The following is a 14,853-nucleotide window of genomic DNA, read 5'->3' as shown; positions in this document are numbered from 1 at the left end:
TCAGTCACCCAGATATTGAATGGTGATGTGGTAGTTAAAGACGTGTTGCTCGATGCTGATTGGCACGCGCTTGCCTTTGCGTTGCAGGTAGACAATGTCAGTCACCAGCTTGCCGCTGGCATTGCGTAGCTCGCGCCGATCGCCCTTGTCTTTAAGCGTCCAGCCCTTCGGCAGTTGTGGCTGCCAGGCGCTGAGTGGCCAGTGGCTGAGCATCACATCGGCCAGTACCTGGCTGGCGGGAGGCAGCTGCGGCACAACGATCGACTGTTCGGTGTGGATCCCGGTGTCGTCGTAAGTCGCCAGGAACAGACGGATACCGACGGAAGAGAGCCCGGCAAGCGTCACCTTGTGATCATCCGCGTTGAGCATGACCAGCAGGGACTGCGTTTGTCCGTTGAAGGTTCCGGTCAGCAGCTGCTGCGAACTGACCGCCGGGGTAATACCGGGCGGCGGTAGCGTCACTCGGGTTCCTGGCTGAAGCCAGGCTTGCGGACGTCTCCCTTCAGTATCGGTCGAATGGCTACAGCCTGCCAGCAGCAGCGTCGCGACCAGCGCGGCTGCGCGGTAAAAAGCATTCATTTTCGTTTTCTCTCTTTCTTAACAGGCATCGCCAGCGGCGCCAGCAGGAAGGCGGTAAAAATGCCGCTCACCAGCACAATACCGAAGCTGCTGATGGCCTGCGTGGCGCTGAACACGAGCATGCCTAACGTCAGCAGCGTGGTCATCATCGCCAGCGTGATGGCCAGCATCGACGTCAGCGGCGTACCGCGCGGGTTGCCGAAAAACAGCGTGTAGTTAATGCCAATGCCGAGTACCAGGACCAGCGCCAGCAGTGAAAACAGATTTACCGGATGCCCCGTGACGGCCAGCGCGGCCAGCCCGCAGCTGAGCGACAGCACGGACGGGACCAGACTGATAAGCCCTTTTCGCCAGCCGAGGCGTACCATCGCCCCGCAGGCAATCACCGCCAGCGCGACAAACAAGAGTCCCGTTAACAACGTGCGGTAGAGCGCAAACAGGCTGTCAAAACTGGCCTTGCGATCGACCCAGACGACGCCCGCATGACGGGCGGCTACTTCGCTGAGTGCGGCGCTGTTCCGGGCGTTGTCCACCGGCACTAACACACCGCTTTCGCCGTCAGGCAGGGTCAGCCACAGCAGACGCCAGCCTTCGCTGGCCGGGCTGGCGAGCCACGCCTCCACGCTCACGGGCATGGCATTCAGATTCGGTGTGACGGTGCTCAGCCCCGCGTTTCGCAGCGCGTTCGTTATGGCCGGCGCGGCCTGCTGCAACAGCAGCAGATCGCTTTTCTGGCGCGCCAGCGAATTTAAGGGCAGGGTCCGCCAGCGGGTAATATCCCCCGCTTTTTGGGCCTGGGCTAACGCCGGGGTAAAGGCTTCCAGCCGTTCCAGCGTTTGCTGCGGCGATGCGCCATACACCACAAACCATTTCTGATCGACACCTTGCCCGGTCAGGGCGGTAATGGTTTTCTCCTGCGCCAGAATGTCTTTGGGCAGCGCCTGTAGCTGGGCGATATCGTCGTTGACCTTCAGGGTGGCAAGCCCGGCAGCCGAGACCAGCGCCAGTACCACAGGCAGGCCCACAGAGAGTTTTTTATTGCGTCTCCAGGCGGCCAACCAGCGCAACATCAGGACCATAAACGGAACCGGGCGCACCGGCAAACCACGGCACAGCCAGGGATGCCAGAAAATCACCGTCAGGCAGGAGGCGCTCAGCCCCACCGCGGCAAACACCGCCATCTGGCGGATCCCGGGGAAGGGGGCCAGCATCATAATCAGGTAGGCGGCAACGGTCGTCAGCAGCGCCAGCAGCAGCGCATTACGCACTTTGGCCAGGCTTTGCCACGGGGAATGTTCTGCGCCGTGCACCATGCGTTCGGTGAGGTAATAGAGCGTGTAATCCGCTGAAATTCCGATGATGCTCATGCTCATCACCAGCGTCATCAGATGCAGTTCGCCAAACAGCAGCAGCGTCACCACCGTGCCCGCCAGCGCACCTGTGGCAATGGAAATCAGACACAGCAGCAGGGGTTTCAGGGAACGAAACACTGCCAGGATGAGCAGGATAACTCCAAGGATCGTGACGATGCCCAGCGTGGAGATGTCCCGTTTTGCCTGCTGGCTGGCGTAATCACTGTAAAACACGGTACCGCGTGAGAGCAGCTGCGCCTGCGGAAAGCGCGTTTTCAGCGTCTCCTGCAGGGCGGTAAGGGTGGTTACCAGCTGATGGGTTTGCTGCATATCAAACGATGATCCCGCCAGCTCACCGTGCAGCATATACCAGTAATTTCCACTGGCATCCTGGGTGACCAGCCAGCCGTCCATCAGCCGTAGCTTCTGGCTGTTTTGCGCCAGCGCCAGCTGCGAGCCGCGCATCAGCATCAGGGGATCGTTTTGCAACTCTTTGCCACTCACGCCGGAAAAGGCCGAGTAGAGCTGGGATAAAATCCACTGCGCCTGCGCCTCACCGCCGTTTTGCAGGCGGGCCCGGGTGGCCGAATCAATCAGGCCGTTGCGATGCTGCCAGAAGAACTCGCCCCAGGCCTTTTGCCCGGCGGCGTCCATCGGGCCTTTAACCTCCCTGAGCGAATGGCTGTTTTTCAACAGATCCAGCCACTGCTGCGCCACCCGCGGATCGGGTTCTTTACCGGGACTGACCAGCCAGACAAGCTGGCGGTCAAGACGCTGTATAAACGCGTCGTTGAGTGCCGGCGGGATTGCCCCGAGCGTCTGCTTCGGCAGCATAGCCAGTACGCTGCTGTTCAGGCGCGCGCCGGGCAGCAGCGACAGCAACACGCCCAACAGAATCAGGCATACCGTCGCCCACAGCAGCGCCGGGCGCAGGGATTTACGGTGCGGCAAAGCGTTGGCGTTCGTCATCGGTCAGGCTGGCGGGCGTCAGTGTGTGGCGGGAAAGGACGATATCGGTACGGTCGCCCTGCTTATCGTTGAGGCGAATCGTCTCAAGGTAGGTCGCACCGCCCAGATCGAGGGTGGCGAAAATTTTGTCCAGCGGTGTCGTTGTGGGGGTCAGCACCAGCGACCAGCGGCCTTCGCCGAGATCGCGAAAATCGATGCGGAAGTTCTCTTCCAGCACCTTGCGGTCGGCCTGGAACAGCGCCCGCAGCAGGTGGTTGAACTGGAACATCTGCGGGTTATTGTCGGCGGTAATGGTCTGAGGAGGCTGGCCGTTGATCGTCTGGATCATCCGTTTATCATCCAGCAACAACGTCATGGGGAAAGGCGCTTTTTGATCCCACAGCAGGCCGCTGTCGCGTGCGATCAACATTTCGCCCTGCGAGCGCAGCGGCTGCGGCAGATCCTTAATCGTCCGGACCTGCTCGAAATGCGCGCGCACGACAGGTTGCCCGGTAAACCGCTGCTGCAGCTCATCCAGCGTCACGGCGCTCACCAGCGGGCTGATCATCAGTGCCAGCACAGGCAACCATTTCATGGCGTAACTCCCATTCGTTCAAACAATATAGCCGGGCTGACAAAGCACATTTCACGGCTGGCTTCTTCGACGGCCACCTGGATGGTATAGCCGGTGGTGGTGCGTTTACCGGTTTGCGCGTCGAAAATTTGATAGGCGATGCGCAGACGGTTTTCATACTCTTCGATGTGCGCGCGCACACGGATGCGCTGCTCAAAGGTCACCGCATCGCGGTATTTCACCCGGGTATCGACTACCGGCCAGACATAGCCTGACGCCTTCATCTGGCGATAGCCGTAGTTAAACTGGTTGAGCAGCGCCTCGCGGGCAATCTCAAAGTAGCGGAAATAGTTGCCGTGCCAGACCACGCCCATCATATCGACATCGTGGAACGGAACGGTGATTTCTACTTCGGTCGTAAAGCGGGGATCGGTCAGCACCCTTTACTCCTTCTCTTTGGCATCCGGCAGGTGCCAGAAATCGAAAAAATTAAACCAGTCGAGCGGTGACATTAAGGCGTAATGCTCAAGCCGCTGTGCATAGCGATCGACGGCCTGTTGCAGCGCCTGCTGGCGCTCCCCGCGTGGCAGAAGCAGCGGGTCGGCAAACGGCTCGCAGTGTATCGTGAGCGCACCCTGCTGACGCAGGGCGTAAATCAGCACCACCGGGCAGCGCAGAATGGAGGCGAGGATAAACGGCCCTTGCGGGAACGGGGCGGGCTGTCCCATAAACGAACTCCAGATCACCCGCCAGTCGCCGCCGCGCTGTGGCGTGACCGCTATGCGATCGCCCACAATGGCGACCCATTCACCGCGCTCAAGCTTCTCTTTGATGGCGATAGCGGTATCCGGCCCAATGTCCGTCACGGGCATCAGGTTAACCCCCGCCTGGGGGGCCATCTCGGTCATGATCTGTTTAAAGCGCTGCGCGTTATCGCTAAAGACCAGCGCGTTGATGACTTTGCTGCCTTCCAGCTGAGCCAGTGCCCGGCAGGCTTCCACATCGCCAAGATGCGATGCGAGCAGCAGTTTGCCTTGCGATGCGTCAGCATCCAGCACGTCATACGCACCGGGAGCAAAGACCACGTCACGATGAAACTTCAGTTCGCCGCGCCAGCTGGCGACTTTATCCAGCATGGCGTTACCGAAGCGCATAAAATGGAAAAAGCTGTTAAGGCGTGGCGGAACAGGCATGTTCCGCTGCGTCAGCACCTGCTTCACTCGTGCTGTCCACTGCTGTGAAGCCTGTCGCGCCGGTCGGGCCGTAAGCCAGTACACCCCGATAACCGGCCACAGCAGCACGGTAAAGGCCCGGCGGCCAAACAGCTGCCAGACGCGCAGCATCAGGCGCATTCCCCACAGGCCTTTCACCTCGTCCTGCTGCGCCCAGTGCTGGCGGCGACGACGAAACAGCAGGGCGGGAATGCGGGGCAGCATGCCGAAGAACAGCCGGGTGTGCATCAGCGAGATCCGCACGTTGTCTTTGAGCGCGTCGAAATGGGATAACCCGTCCGGCGGATAGGTAACGCGGGTCGGCAGAAAATAGCTGGTATTGCCCTGCCAGTAGAGACGGACCATCACTTCGGTGTCAAAGTCCATACGTTTGCCAAGCGGCACGCGTGCGGCCAGCTGCAGCGTGGGCGAGACCGGGTAGACCCGAAAACCGCACATGCTGTCTTTAAGTTGCAGGGACAGGGTTTCAATCCATACCCAGACGTGCGTTATCCAGCGACCGTAGAGGCGGGAGCGCGGAATGGAATCATCGTAAATGGGCTGGCCAGATATCAGCGCCTCCGGGTGACGCTCAGCCAGAGCCAGCATTTTGGGGATATCCTCAATAGCATGCTGGCCGTCGGCATCTACCTGTACGGCGTGGGTATAGCCCGCGCGGGCAGACTCTTCCAGCCCCTTAATGACCGCGGCACCTTTACCTGCGTTTTGCGCCAGACGTACCAGCGTAACCTGGGGCTGCCCGGCGGCCAGACGCTCCAGAATGCGGCGCGTCTGCTCGTCACTTCCGTCATCGACCACCAGGCAGGGCAAGCCGAACGGCGCCAGCCGCGACAGTACTTTTGCCATCATCGCGCCATGGTTGTAGCACGGGATCAGCACGCAGGGGCGGAAGGTTACTGACACAGGCGAATCTTCCCGCTGCTGGCAGTATGGCGATCGTCACCGGCATGGCGCTGGTAGCTGAAGGTCAGTATCTGACGTTCGGCATGCCAGTTAAGGACCAGCGTGACCGTGGTATCCGGCAGCAGAGGGGCCTGGAATTTCACATTTTGGATGCTGTGAAAACGGTAACCCGGCGCCAGCAGCGTGGTGGCGTAGTGCATGACCCAGTCAATTTGTGCCACGCCTGGCAGCAACGGCTGTACGGCAAAATGCCCCTGGAACCAGAACAGGGAGGGGTCAAGATGCAAAACGATTTCCAGGTGCTGCGGCTGTGCCTGGTGGCGTTCGATTTCATGAATTTTCATGAAACAACTCCTGTAACTGCGCATAGACACGCTTATTCATACTGTTTACCGGCATCTCATCGATAATGCGCCAGTAGCGGGGGACGGCGACCGGCTCAAGCCAGGGCCGCAGGGCGCGGCGCCAGGCCAGTTCCTGCGTTTTTTTGCCCTGCTGATGCCAGCGCTGACGGGTCTTCTCATCCAGAACCAGCAGGACACCTATACCCTGACGACCTCCGCGGGTAACCGGTAATGCTGCGGCTTCACATATGCCCTCAAGCTCCAGCAGGCGACGTTCAATCTCGTTCAGTGAGATACGCTTTTCTTCGATTTTGACCACCCGACCACGACGTCCGGCAATGCTAAAAAAACCGTTACTGTCGAAGTGCAGGATATCGTCCAGCTCTAACCCTGCGGCTTCGTGAATGAGCGGGGAGGTCACGCGGCAGATTTCCCCTTCACTCTGGAACACCACGCCGGGGAAGGCGAACCAGGGTACGCTGTCCGCCTGACGGTGCCGCCAGGCGAGGATCCCGGTTTCGGTGCTGCCATAGATTTCATCCGGCCAGACGTTAAGCCAGCCATGGGTCTCCGTGACATCGCACCAGGGCAGCATTCCCCCAGCGGAGATCAGCATCACGACGGGAGGGGCATTCAGCTCGGTATCCAGCCGTTTCAGGAACGCCGGACTGCTGATAAAAAGGTACTGCCTGTCGTGAGGGAGTGCCGCCAGCTGCTCAGCGTAATAAAGCATGGCGGCGTGCAGCGGAAGCCCCATCGCCATTGGCAACATGATGCGGAACGTCAGGCCATAGAGATGTTGTGGTACGACCGAGGCCACAATGCTGCAGCCCGCCAGGCGTTCGCCAAAACGGTTCGCCAGCAGGCATGCTTCACGGTCCAGGCTGGTGATGTGCTTAATGACCCGGCGTGGGGTGCCCGTGGAGCCCGAGGTAAAAAGCTCAACAAAGCGCGCGTCGTCAATGACGGGCAACGGTGCCCATTGGCGCGCGGTCTGGGGGGAGGAGGTCACCACAATGACCTTTCCCTGAATATCCAGCGTCTGATCGCTCAGGACACCGCTAAACAGCGACTGCTGTTCGTCGAGCAGAGAGACCCGGCTATGGCCTGGAATGACCGGGGTTTTACCGGCATGCAGTGAGGCCAGCAGCGCAACAATAAACAGGTAGCTGTTTTCAAAGCACAGCGCCCAGCGTTCACCCTCCTGCTGTCGCAATGCTTCTACCAGCAAGGTGACATCGTGGCGCAACTCACCCAGCGTCCAGGTGCGATCGTCAAACCAGGCGATCGGCATGTCGTCAGGGCGTGGAGCATTTAACCACTGGCCCAGCGGGAGGGGTTTATTCATCGAGCTTCTCTTTTTTCATCACCCGTTGACGCACCAGCCATTCTGTCGCCATCAGCGTGCCCATCAGAAAATAAGCCACCATACCGTTCCACACTGTCCAGACATGCATATCGCCGTGTAGCACGGTAAACAGGGCTATCGCACCGTTACCGAGGAAAAACCCGCACCACACCAGCGTCACCTTACGGGTATATCGCACACCCGCCGGAGGCAAATTCGGTTCACGCAGACGTGCCAGCCGTTCAACCAGCGGCATGGTTGTCCACAGTGAGCCGCCAAACACGGCCAGCATCACGAGATTAACCACCACCGGATAGAGCAGCAGCCACTGATGCGCTTTCAGCAGATAGCTCGCCGCGCAGAGCGCCAGGCCTGCCAGCGCAATGCACTGCACCACATACCGCATCGGGCCTGCGTTTCGCCGCGCCTGATGCAGACGCAGCACCAGCACCAGGGCCATCAGCGGCAACAGCCAGTGCAGACCGTTGTGCGTCAGCCCCAATCCAATCAGGAATGGCCACGCCAGCAACACGACTCCCGTCAGGAGTGGGATCGCCGGAAACGCTCGTCCTCCAGGCACGGTGGTTTACTCGTCGCGCAAAAGCTGAGCGACAGCGTCAACCACATCCTGCACGGTACGGACAGATTTGAAGGTTTCCGGTTTGATTTTCGTCCCCGTTTTCTTCTGCAGGTGAACAATCATGTCCACTGCATCGATGCTGTCCAGATCCAGATCTTCGTACAGGCGAGCCTCAGGCGTGATTTCCTGTGGGTCGAGTTCAAACAGCGTAGCCAGGAGTTCGCAGACTTCCTGATAAATGGTTTCTTGTTCAGTCATAACGGATCACATCTCAGGCGCGTTGAGCGTTGATAAAAGAAGCCAGCGTGGAGACGGAAAAGAAGTGCTGACGCATCTCTTCGCTTTCGGCAGACAGCACCACGCCATACTGGTTTTTCACGGCCAGGCCAAGTTCCAGGGCGTCGATAGAGTCGAGACCCAGTCCATCACCAAACAGCGCAGCATCGGTATCGATATCCTCGGCGGTGAGCTCGTCCAGATTCAGCGTGGTGATGATGAGATTTTTAATTTCAAGATGAAGCGCTTGCATCATTAATTCCTGACAAAGATTGAAGGCCTGATGTTAATCGATGCTGCAGATGCCGGTTTAACTGCCTTGCCGCCAGTGCCGGTTCTTGTGTCTTTGCATCGTAAAAAGCGTAGATATTCACGCGATCGCGAACATCTACGGTGAAAACAGGTTTTACGGGCGGTACGTCGTACCAGTGACTTTTTTTATCCAGCAGAGGTTCGCTGCAGTGGATCACCACGATGCGCAGGTCGCTGTGGCAGCGCACGGCAATATTTGCCGCGCCGCGCTGGAGGGAGATTGCCTCTCCCGACCGGGTTCGTGTGCCCTCCGGAAAGATTAACAGCGTGTCGCCCTGGGCCAGACGCTGCTGGCTTGCACTGAGGAGCGTTTCCGCTTCGCTGTTAATCAGGTAATCCGCTGCGCGAATGACGCCGCTGACAAAGGGGTTGCGGAGCAACGCACTTTTCACCAGACAGTCGGTTTCGGGCATGACGGACGCCAGGATCACGTAATCAATCAGCGTCGGGTGATTGGCCACCACCAGACAACCGCGATCCCCGCGAAGGGCGTCAAGATTGTGAATGCGATAGTCCAGTACCCCGGTGCCACGGGCGACATGTAAGAAAAAGCGGAAGCTGGCCGCGATACTGCGACGCGCCAGGCGACGGCGTCTGGCGCGGTCGCGCTGAACCAGCAACAGCAGATTGAACCACACCAGCGACAGCAACAGCCCGCCCGTGCCAAACAGCACGAAGCAGAAGCCGGTCATCATGAGACGCCATAACCAGTTGATACGGGCAGTCAGGCGGCTCATTCGCGTGTCCATTGCCACAGCAGACGTTCGCCTGAAACCACAAACTGTCGTTCATCGCGGAGGTAACGTTGCAGGAACATCAGGCTCTGCGGCAGGGGAGGTTCTTCACCCGTGCTGCCGCTGCGGGTTTCGCACTGCAGTGTGCTCCCGGCTTCAATCACCAGGGCCAGCGCGTAGGGCCAGGTGGGCATCTGCGGCGGTAAACCCGGATGATAAAAATCGGGCAGGGCACCGTCAAAATCGACCAGCAAGACGCGGGAATAGCCCGCCTGAAGCAGGCTCAACACTTCACATAATGCCTGCTGGAAGGTGTCCAGCCCGGCAGAAACAGATGACGAGACGATGGGGTGTCGCGCAGTGATCGTCAGGTTGCCCACCGCCGAATTGTGCACGGACATGGCAAAGTCTGTCGGCGAGACGGCCTGACCGGTCGCCAGGGAGTGCAGGATGCGGAAATTACGCTCCAGTTCGCCATGACGGCTGGAATAGACAACGGCATCAATCGCGTGGCGGCGAAGCAGGGTGAGTCCAAGGTCTACCGCCAGCTTACTGCCCGAGTTGAGGCGGCGCGCGGTCATCATCGGCAGTTCGGTAAGCTTAGGCAGCGGCGCAGCCGGGTCGAGGGTAAGGTGCTGGCGTGACCACGCCTGCCACTCTGCGGCATCGCTCAGGCCTGGTGCTCTTGCCTGCCAGTCAATTATGTTCAGTGAAAATTTCATCTACGCGCGTCCGCGGAAAACCATCATTAAAAGACAGGCAAGCCTGCCGGGCAGTTCAACTGCTCTATTGTTCAATTTTTTGACAAATCAATAGGGTATGACCTACCCCAAGGTTGTCCAGCCGCTGTTCTACGTGGAAACCGGCCCGCTCCAGGTAGTGATAAAATTTCTCTACACTGTAAAACCGGCTGTTGCCGTTCGCCATACAGGTGAAATAAAGCGAGGTAGCATTCAGGCTGAATGAGGCGGCTTCAAATTTTTGGGCATCCCAGAACAGTTCCATGATGCACAGTCGCGCGCCGGGCTTCATAACCTGTGCAACGCGAGTCAACATGGCGACAATCTGGTCCGGAGAGAAACAATCCAGGAACTGGCTCATCCACCAGATATCGGCTTCACCCGGCAATGTCGCATGACTAAGCATATCGACAGCATGGAAGCCAATGCGATGAGATAAACCTGCTTTTTCGATGTTTTCCTGCGCCAGCGTTATCTGCTGTGGCAGGTCAAGGATCGTCACGGCAACATTGTCGTCATAGCGGCAGCAGCGTAACGCCCATTTACCCGTATTTCCGCCCACATCGTACAATTTTGTCGGCGAGCTTGCGAATATATATGGCAGCGCCGCGTCGAAAGCGGCATCAGAATAGTAATGATCAAAAGCGAACCAGCTCTCTTTTGCCTGCTCGGGTAATTGTGATAATGCCGGATAGATAGTTGGCCAGTTGCCAAACACGGATAATCCCGCCGGTTTTTCTTCCTGCAGGGCATCGGCCAGATGGAATAACCCCTGGTAACAAACATCCTGCGTGAAATCCATATTCACGCGGGTCATGGTGTCATGCAATAAGAAATGGCCCACCTTTGCCAGGAAATAGCGCCCTTCTTTACAGGTAACGATCCGCCCGCTTAATCCCATATCCAGCAATACGCTTACGCTATAACTGCTCAGGGTACTGTTTTCGGTTATTTCCTCGAGACTTGCCCCTGCTTTCCCTTTTTTATCCAGCCAGGAAAGCACGCCCGAATTACGCAGACAACGCGCGGTCTGAAACAGCATCGGCGCAAAAGCGATGCGTTGCGCTTCGGTAATGGCGTCCAGCGCGTTGAGGGTGTCCTTTTCGTACATGCGTGCGTAACCTTATGAGGCCGAGAAAAACGTTATCGGGCCATTTCGGCCCGACATGAGGAAAATATTACAGCGCGGCACCTGCAGAGAGGTTCATCTGAATATCGTGGTCGAGGTTATGCACCCAGCGGTTATAGTTCTTGTGGATTTTACCGTCGGCGGCTTTCAGGTTCATACTGCTTTCGTAATTAATTGAATAGCTTGTCGCAGAATAAGGAATACGGATTTCGACCGAGTGGTCGCGTGCCTGCAGACGGCCTTTAATTACGCCCGGGCCCGCTTCGCTCATGATCCAGTCGCGCTTCTGGCCTGCTTTCAGAATGGCGGTTTTCACCTGCTCAGCAGTGTGGCCTGTACTGACAGTAGCGTGAACCTGATCGATTGGGGCGGTACGCGCGCAACCGGCCAGTGCGCCGACGACAGCAACAGCAGCAAACCATTTAATGATCTTTTTCATCAACAACTCCGTATCAATAATAACAATTTAAATCAGTAATTTTAAAAAATTATATTTTGGCGGAGTATTATCGCTAATGAAGATAATTTTTGTCGATATAAACGTGGGTATTTATTTTACGTGAGGGGAGGTGTAATACATTGAAAATAAAGGGTGAGAATTATATGCCGTGTAATTTGCGTTAAATAAATATTTGCATGACGATTCATTTATTAGGGCAAGATAAATAACGCGAAATCCTCCTTAACGAAAATGAAAATTACCGCGCGGTGAGCGTCGCGGTAATTTTCGGTGTGTTGCACAGTTACGCGCTGTGGGACCCGTTATCCCGGCAGGCGGCTTTTCGGTCGCCCGGGACCCAACAGGATCGCCAGTTTGCTGCCACCTTTGGTGGTTTCCATCCAGATCTTACACACGCTGGTCAGCGGGACTGACAGTAACATCCCGACCGGTCCCAGCAGCCATCCCCAGATCAGCAACGACAAGAACACCACCAGCGTCGACATTCCGAGACGGTGGCCCATCATGCGCGGCTCAAGGATATTGCCCAGTACCATATGCACGACCAGGAACAGCGCCCCCACCAGCATGCATTCGTAAAAGCCATTGAACAGAAACGCCTGAATCATCGGCGGCACAGCGGAAAGCACCGCGCCGATGTTGGGTACGTAGTTCAGCAGAAACGCCAGTACGCCCCACATCAGCGCGAACTGCACGCCCATCAGCATCAGTCCCAGCCAGACAATCACCCCGGTCCAGACGCTTAACAGCGTTTTCAGGGCCAGATATTTGGACACGCCCTTCAGGGCGCGGTGTAAACCCGCAATATGAATTTGTGGGTTATTCAGCGCAAAGCGCAGCTTATAAGGAACATGGCGGACCTCGAACAACATAAACACCACCGTCATCACCAGCAGCAGGATGCTGGCCATCGCGCCGGAAAGGCCGGTCATCAGGGTGGTGGCGTAGGTCATGACCTTCTCTGAATCCATGCGGCGTAACATCCGCTCGGGTGAGATATGCAGGTTAAGAAAAGGCATCATCTCCTGAAGCGAAACGATCTTACGCGTCAGCTCTTTGTTGTACTGCGGGAGCATGGTGGAGAACTCACTGAGCGACGCCGCGAGCACGCCGAAAAGCGCCGTCAGGGCAATCATCATCACGATGACCACGATAGTAATGGCCACCGGACGGCTGATGCCCCGGCGCAAAAACCAGGTCACCAGCGGATTAAGCACAATGGCAAAAAAGAGCGCCAGCAGGAGCTGGACAATGATGTCTGCGGCAGCATGGATACCTGCAAGGATAACCACCAGGCAGGCGAGTTTTAATAAGATGTGAAGTCCTGCTTTGTCGGACTGGTTCGGTATCATGCGGGTTCCTTAATGTGATAGCCCGTTAAGTGTAGTGCCCGGTGGCCGCTTCGTCTGGAGCCGATAATCTGAAAGTCAGTGCTGATTTTCTTATCCTGCCGTGGTAATAGTGAAACACTGTTGTAAAAATTCAGGTTAAACCCCATGCCAGAGCATGCCGCCGAACCGGCGCTGAGCGGATTGCGCCTCAATCTGCGCATTGTTTCCGTTGTGATTTTTAACTTCGCCAGTTATCTGACGATTGGCCTGCCGCTGGCGGTGTTGCCGGGCTATGTCCATGACGTCATGGGTTTTAGCGCATTCTGGGCGGGGCTGGTCATCAGCCTGCAGTATTTCGCCACGCTCCTGAGCCGCCCGCATGCCGGGCGCTATGCGGATCTGTTTGGGCCAAAGCGCATCGTCATTGTGGGGCTCTGCGGCTGTTTTCTGAGTGGTCTGGGCTACCTGCTGGCCGCCACCACCAGCCACTGGCCGCTGGTCAGCCTGGCGCTGCTCTGTCTGGGGCGTGTGATTCTGGGTATTGGACAAAGTCTGGCGGGCACCGGTTCGACGCTGTGGGGCGTGGGTGTGGTGGGTGCGTCCCATATTGGCCGGGTGATCTCGTGGAACGGTATCGTCACTTACGGCGCAATGGCGCTGGGCGCACCGCTGGGGGTGATCTGTTATGCCTATGGCGGGCTATCCGGGCTGGCTATCACCATTATGGTCGTCGCGCTGCTCGCGATTCTGTTTGCCCTGCCGCGCCCGAAGGTGAAGGCCAGCAAAGGCAAGCCGCTGCCGTTCAGGGCGGTGTTAGGGCGCGTCTGGCCTTATGGTATGGCGCTGGCGCTGGCAACCACCGGCTTCGGCGTGATCGCCACGTTCATCACTCTCTTCTATGACGCCAAAGGCTGGGACGGCGCAGCCTTTGCCCTGACGCTGTTTAGCTGTGCGTTTGTCGGCGCGCGTTTGCTCTTCCCGAACGGTATCAACCGTCTGGGGGGACTGAATGTGGCGTTGATCTGCTTTGCGGTAGAGATTGTCGGGCTGGTGCTGACCGGGATTGCCACCGCACCGTGGATGGCGAAAATGGGCGTTTTCCTCGCCGGCGCTGGCTTTTCGCTGGTCTTCCCGGCACTCGGCGTGGTCGCGGTAAAAGCCGTGCCGCAGCAGAACCAGGGGTCGGCGCTGGCGACCTACACGGTGTTTATGGACATGTCGCTGGGCATTACCGGGCCGCTGGCGGGGCTGGTGATGGCGTGGGCAGGGGTACCGGTAATCTATCTTGCCGCGGCGGGTCTGGTGGTTATCGCATTGATGCTGACATGGCGGCTAAAAAAATGGCCCCCGGTGCAGGCACCGGAGGCCACGTCATCATCGTGAAGAATTACTGGATCACGATGGTGTTAATGATGTTTTCAGCAGCCGTCTGCGCTTTCTGCTGATTTTCCGCCGGCAGGGTGATCTGCAGGGTCAGCAGTTTATTATCGACCTTACCAAGCACCACGGAAGAGTAAGCGGTCTGGCCTTTTGCTGAAATGATGCTGTCCAGCTGTTGCAGCGTGTGGCCTTTCAGTTCGATAGATTTATTGGTCACGACCTGCAGCTGCGGATCGCGGCTGCGCTGCTGATCTTCCAGACGTTTGGTCATGACGGCCAGGTCTTCGCTGGTGTCGTCGCCCACAATCACAATAACGGCTTTCTGCCCGGTTGCATCGGAGTAAACGTGCATATTGTTCGCCTGGGTACCCAGCTTGCCGCTCTGGTCAGTCATATCTGCTGGCAGAGAGAAACTGAGTTTACCGTCCAGCAGACTCACCGGCTGACCGGTGGCGTTGCTCTCTGCAGACGCGCCCTGAGCAGGCGTTTTCGTGTCGCTGTTATCACAGGCTGCAAGGCCCACAACCAGCAGGCCAATCCCGACATATTTAACCAGATTGCGCATTAACTTCTTCCTTTCGATAAACGGCCATAACGGCTGATTGGCTCATCTTATCACAACTGATAAAGC

The 14,853-nt window shown here is 57.6% G+C and carries 17 protein-coding genes; 1 reads left to right on the top strand and 16 read right to left on the bottom strand.

Annotated features, from left to right (window positions below):
- From ACMGG3_RS16980 to ACMGG3_RS16910, 15 genes are all read right to left on the bottom strand, one after another.
- Positions 1-579 carry a DUF3261 domain-containing protein gene (locus ACMGG3_RS16980; RefSeq protein ID WP_106503550.1) on the bottom strand — a complete coding sequence of 193 codons (579 nt, stop codon included), beginning with the start codon at positions 577-579 and terminating at the stop codon, positions 1-3.
- Positions 576-2,900, bottom strand: a complete 2,325-nt coding sequence (locus tag ACMGG3_RS16975; RefSeq protein ID WP_284962957.1) for an MMPL family transporter — start codon at positions 2,898-2,900, stop codon at positions 576-578. Before ACMGG3_RS16975 ends, ACMGG3_RS16980 begins: the two co-directional genes overlap by 4 nt.
- On the bottom strand, positions 2,869-3,474 hold the full coding sequence (locus tag ACMGG3_RS16970; RefSeq protein ID WP_032679154.1) for an outer membrane lipoprotein carrier protein LolA: 606 nt from the start codon (positions 3,472-3,474) through the stop codon (positions 2,869-2,871). Before ACMGG3_RS16970 ends, ACMGG3_RS16975 begins: the two co-directional genes overlap by 32 nt.
- Positions 3,471-3,893 carry an acyl-CoA thioesterase gene (locus tag ACMGG3_RS16965; RefSeq protein ID WP_014172038.1) on the bottom strand — a complete coding sequence of 141 codons (423 nt, stop codon included), beginning with the start codon at positions 3,891-3,893 and terminating at the stop codon, positions 3,471-3,473. The genes ACMGG3_RS16970 and ACMGG3_RS16965 overlap by 4 nt, the downstream gene beginning before the upstream one ends.
- Before the next feature lie 3 nt (positions 3,894-3,896).
- On the bottom strand, positions 3,897-5,588 hold the full coding sequence (locus tag ACMGG3_RS16960) for a glycosyltransferase family 2 protein (protein WP_086532986.1): 1,692 nt from the start codon (positions 5,586-5,588) through the stop codon (positions 3,897-3,899).
- Positions 5,579-5,932: a beta-hydroxyacyl-ACP dehydratase gene (locus ACMGG3_RS16955; protein ID WP_020884527.1), complete on the bottom strand. Its 354-nt coding sequence runs from the start codon at positions 5,930-5,932 to the stop codon at positions 5,579-5,581. The genes ACMGG3_RS16960 and ACMGG3_RS16955 overlap by 10 nt, the downstream gene beginning before the upstream one ends.
- Entirely contained in the window at positions 5,919-7,280 is a 1,362-nt protein-coding gene (locus ACMGG3_RS16950; RefSeq protein WP_414149326.1) for an AMP-dependent synthetase, read from the bottom strand. Before ACMGG3_RS16950 ends, ACMGG3_RS16955 begins: the two co-directional genes overlap by 14 nt.
- On the bottom strand, positions 7,273-7,860 hold the full coding sequence (locus ACMGG3_RS16945) for a hypothetical protein (protein ID WP_014172034.1): 588 nt from the start codon (positions 7,858-7,860) through the stop codon (positions 7,273-7,275). The genes ACMGG3_RS16950 and ACMGG3_RS16945 overlap by 8 nt, the downstream gene beginning before the upstream one ends.
- A 6-nt stretch (positions 7,861-7,866) precedes the next feature.
- Positions 7,867-8,118 carry an acyl carrier protein gene (locus ACMGG3_RS16940; RefSeq protein ID WP_014172033.1) on the bottom strand — a complete coding sequence of 84 codons (252 nt, stop codon included), beginning with the start codon at positions 8,116-8,118 and terminating at the stop codon, positions 7,867-7,869.
- A 13-nt stretch (positions 8,119-8,131) separates the two neighbouring features.
- Positions 8,132-8,389 (bottom strand): phosphopantetheine-binding protein, encoded by a 258-nt coding sequence (locus ACMGG3_RS16935; RefSeq protein WP_150343846.1) that lies wholly within the window; start codon positions 8,387-8,389, stop codon positions 8,132-8,134.
- Positions 8,370-9,185 carry a lysophospholipid acyltransferase family protein gene (locus ACMGG3_RS16930; RefSeq protein WP_414149325.1) on the bottom strand — a complete coding sequence of 272 codons (816 nt, stop codon included), beginning with the start codon at positions 9,183-9,185 and terminating at the stop codon, positions 8,370-8,372. Before ACMGG3_RS16930 ends, ACMGG3_RS16935 begins: the two co-directional genes overlap by 20 nt.
- Positions 9,182-9,904 (bottom strand): beta-ketoacyl synthase chain length factor, encoded by a 723-nt coding sequence (locus tag ACMGG3_RS16925; RefSeq protein ID WP_040018231.1) that lies wholly within the window; start codon positions 9,902-9,904, stop codon positions 9,182-9,184. Before ACMGG3_RS16925 ends, ACMGG3_RS16930 begins: the two co-directional genes overlap by 4 nt.
- A gap of 64 nt (positions 9,905-9,968) precedes the next feature.
- Positions 9,969-11,033: a methyltransferase gene (locus ACMGG3_RS16920; RefSeq protein ID WP_414149324.1), complete on the bottom strand. Its 1,065-nt coding sequence runs from the start codon at positions 11,031-11,033 to the stop codon at positions 9,969-9,971.
- A gap of 67 nt (positions 11,034-11,100) precedes the next feature.
- On the bottom strand, positions 11,101-11,490 hold the full coding sequence (locus ACMGG3_RS16915) for a hypothetical protein (protein WP_020884534.1): 390 nt from the start codon (positions 11,488-11,490) through the stop codon (positions 11,101-11,103).
- A 323-nt stretch (positions 11,491-11,813) separates the two neighbouring features.
- Positions 11,814-12,863, bottom strand: a complete 1,050-nt coding sequence (locus ACMGG3_RS16910; protein WP_014172027.1) for an AI-2E family transporter — start codon at positions 12,861-12,863, stop codon at positions 11,814-11,816.
- A 144-nt stretch (positions 12,864-13,007) separates the two neighbouring features.
- Here ACMGG3_RS16910 and ACMGG3_RS16905 point away from each other — a divergent pair, with 144 nt between their 5' ends.
- Positions 13,008-14,225, top strand: coding sequence for an MFS transporter (locus ACMGG3_RS16905; protein WP_020884535.1), 1,218 nt, complete (start codon positions 13,008-13,010; stop codon positions 14,223-14,225).
- Positions 14,226-14,229: 4 nt separating this feature from the next.
- Here ACMGG3_RS16905 and ACMGG3_RS16900 read toward each other — a convergent pair whose 3' ends face one another.
- The gene (locus ACMGG3_RS16900; RefSeq protein ID WP_014172025.1) at positions 14,230-14,787 is read right to left on the bottom strand and encodes a DcrB family lipoprotein; all 558 of its coding nucleotides are present in this window, start codon (positions 14,785-14,787) and stop codon (positions 14,230-14,232) included.
- Between the last annotated feature and the right edge of the window lie 66 nt (positions 14,788-14,853).

Origin of the sequence: Enterobacter sp. BNK-18 (genome assembly GCF_047456135.1) — a bacterium.
GTDB classification, from domain to species: domain Bacteria; phylum Pseudomonadota; class Gammaproteobacteria; order Enterobacterales; family Enterobacteriaceae; genus Enterobacter; species Enterobacter ludwigii.
Note: the sequence above shows the minus strand (reverse complement) of the source record. Positions and strands in the feature narration are given on the sequence as shown.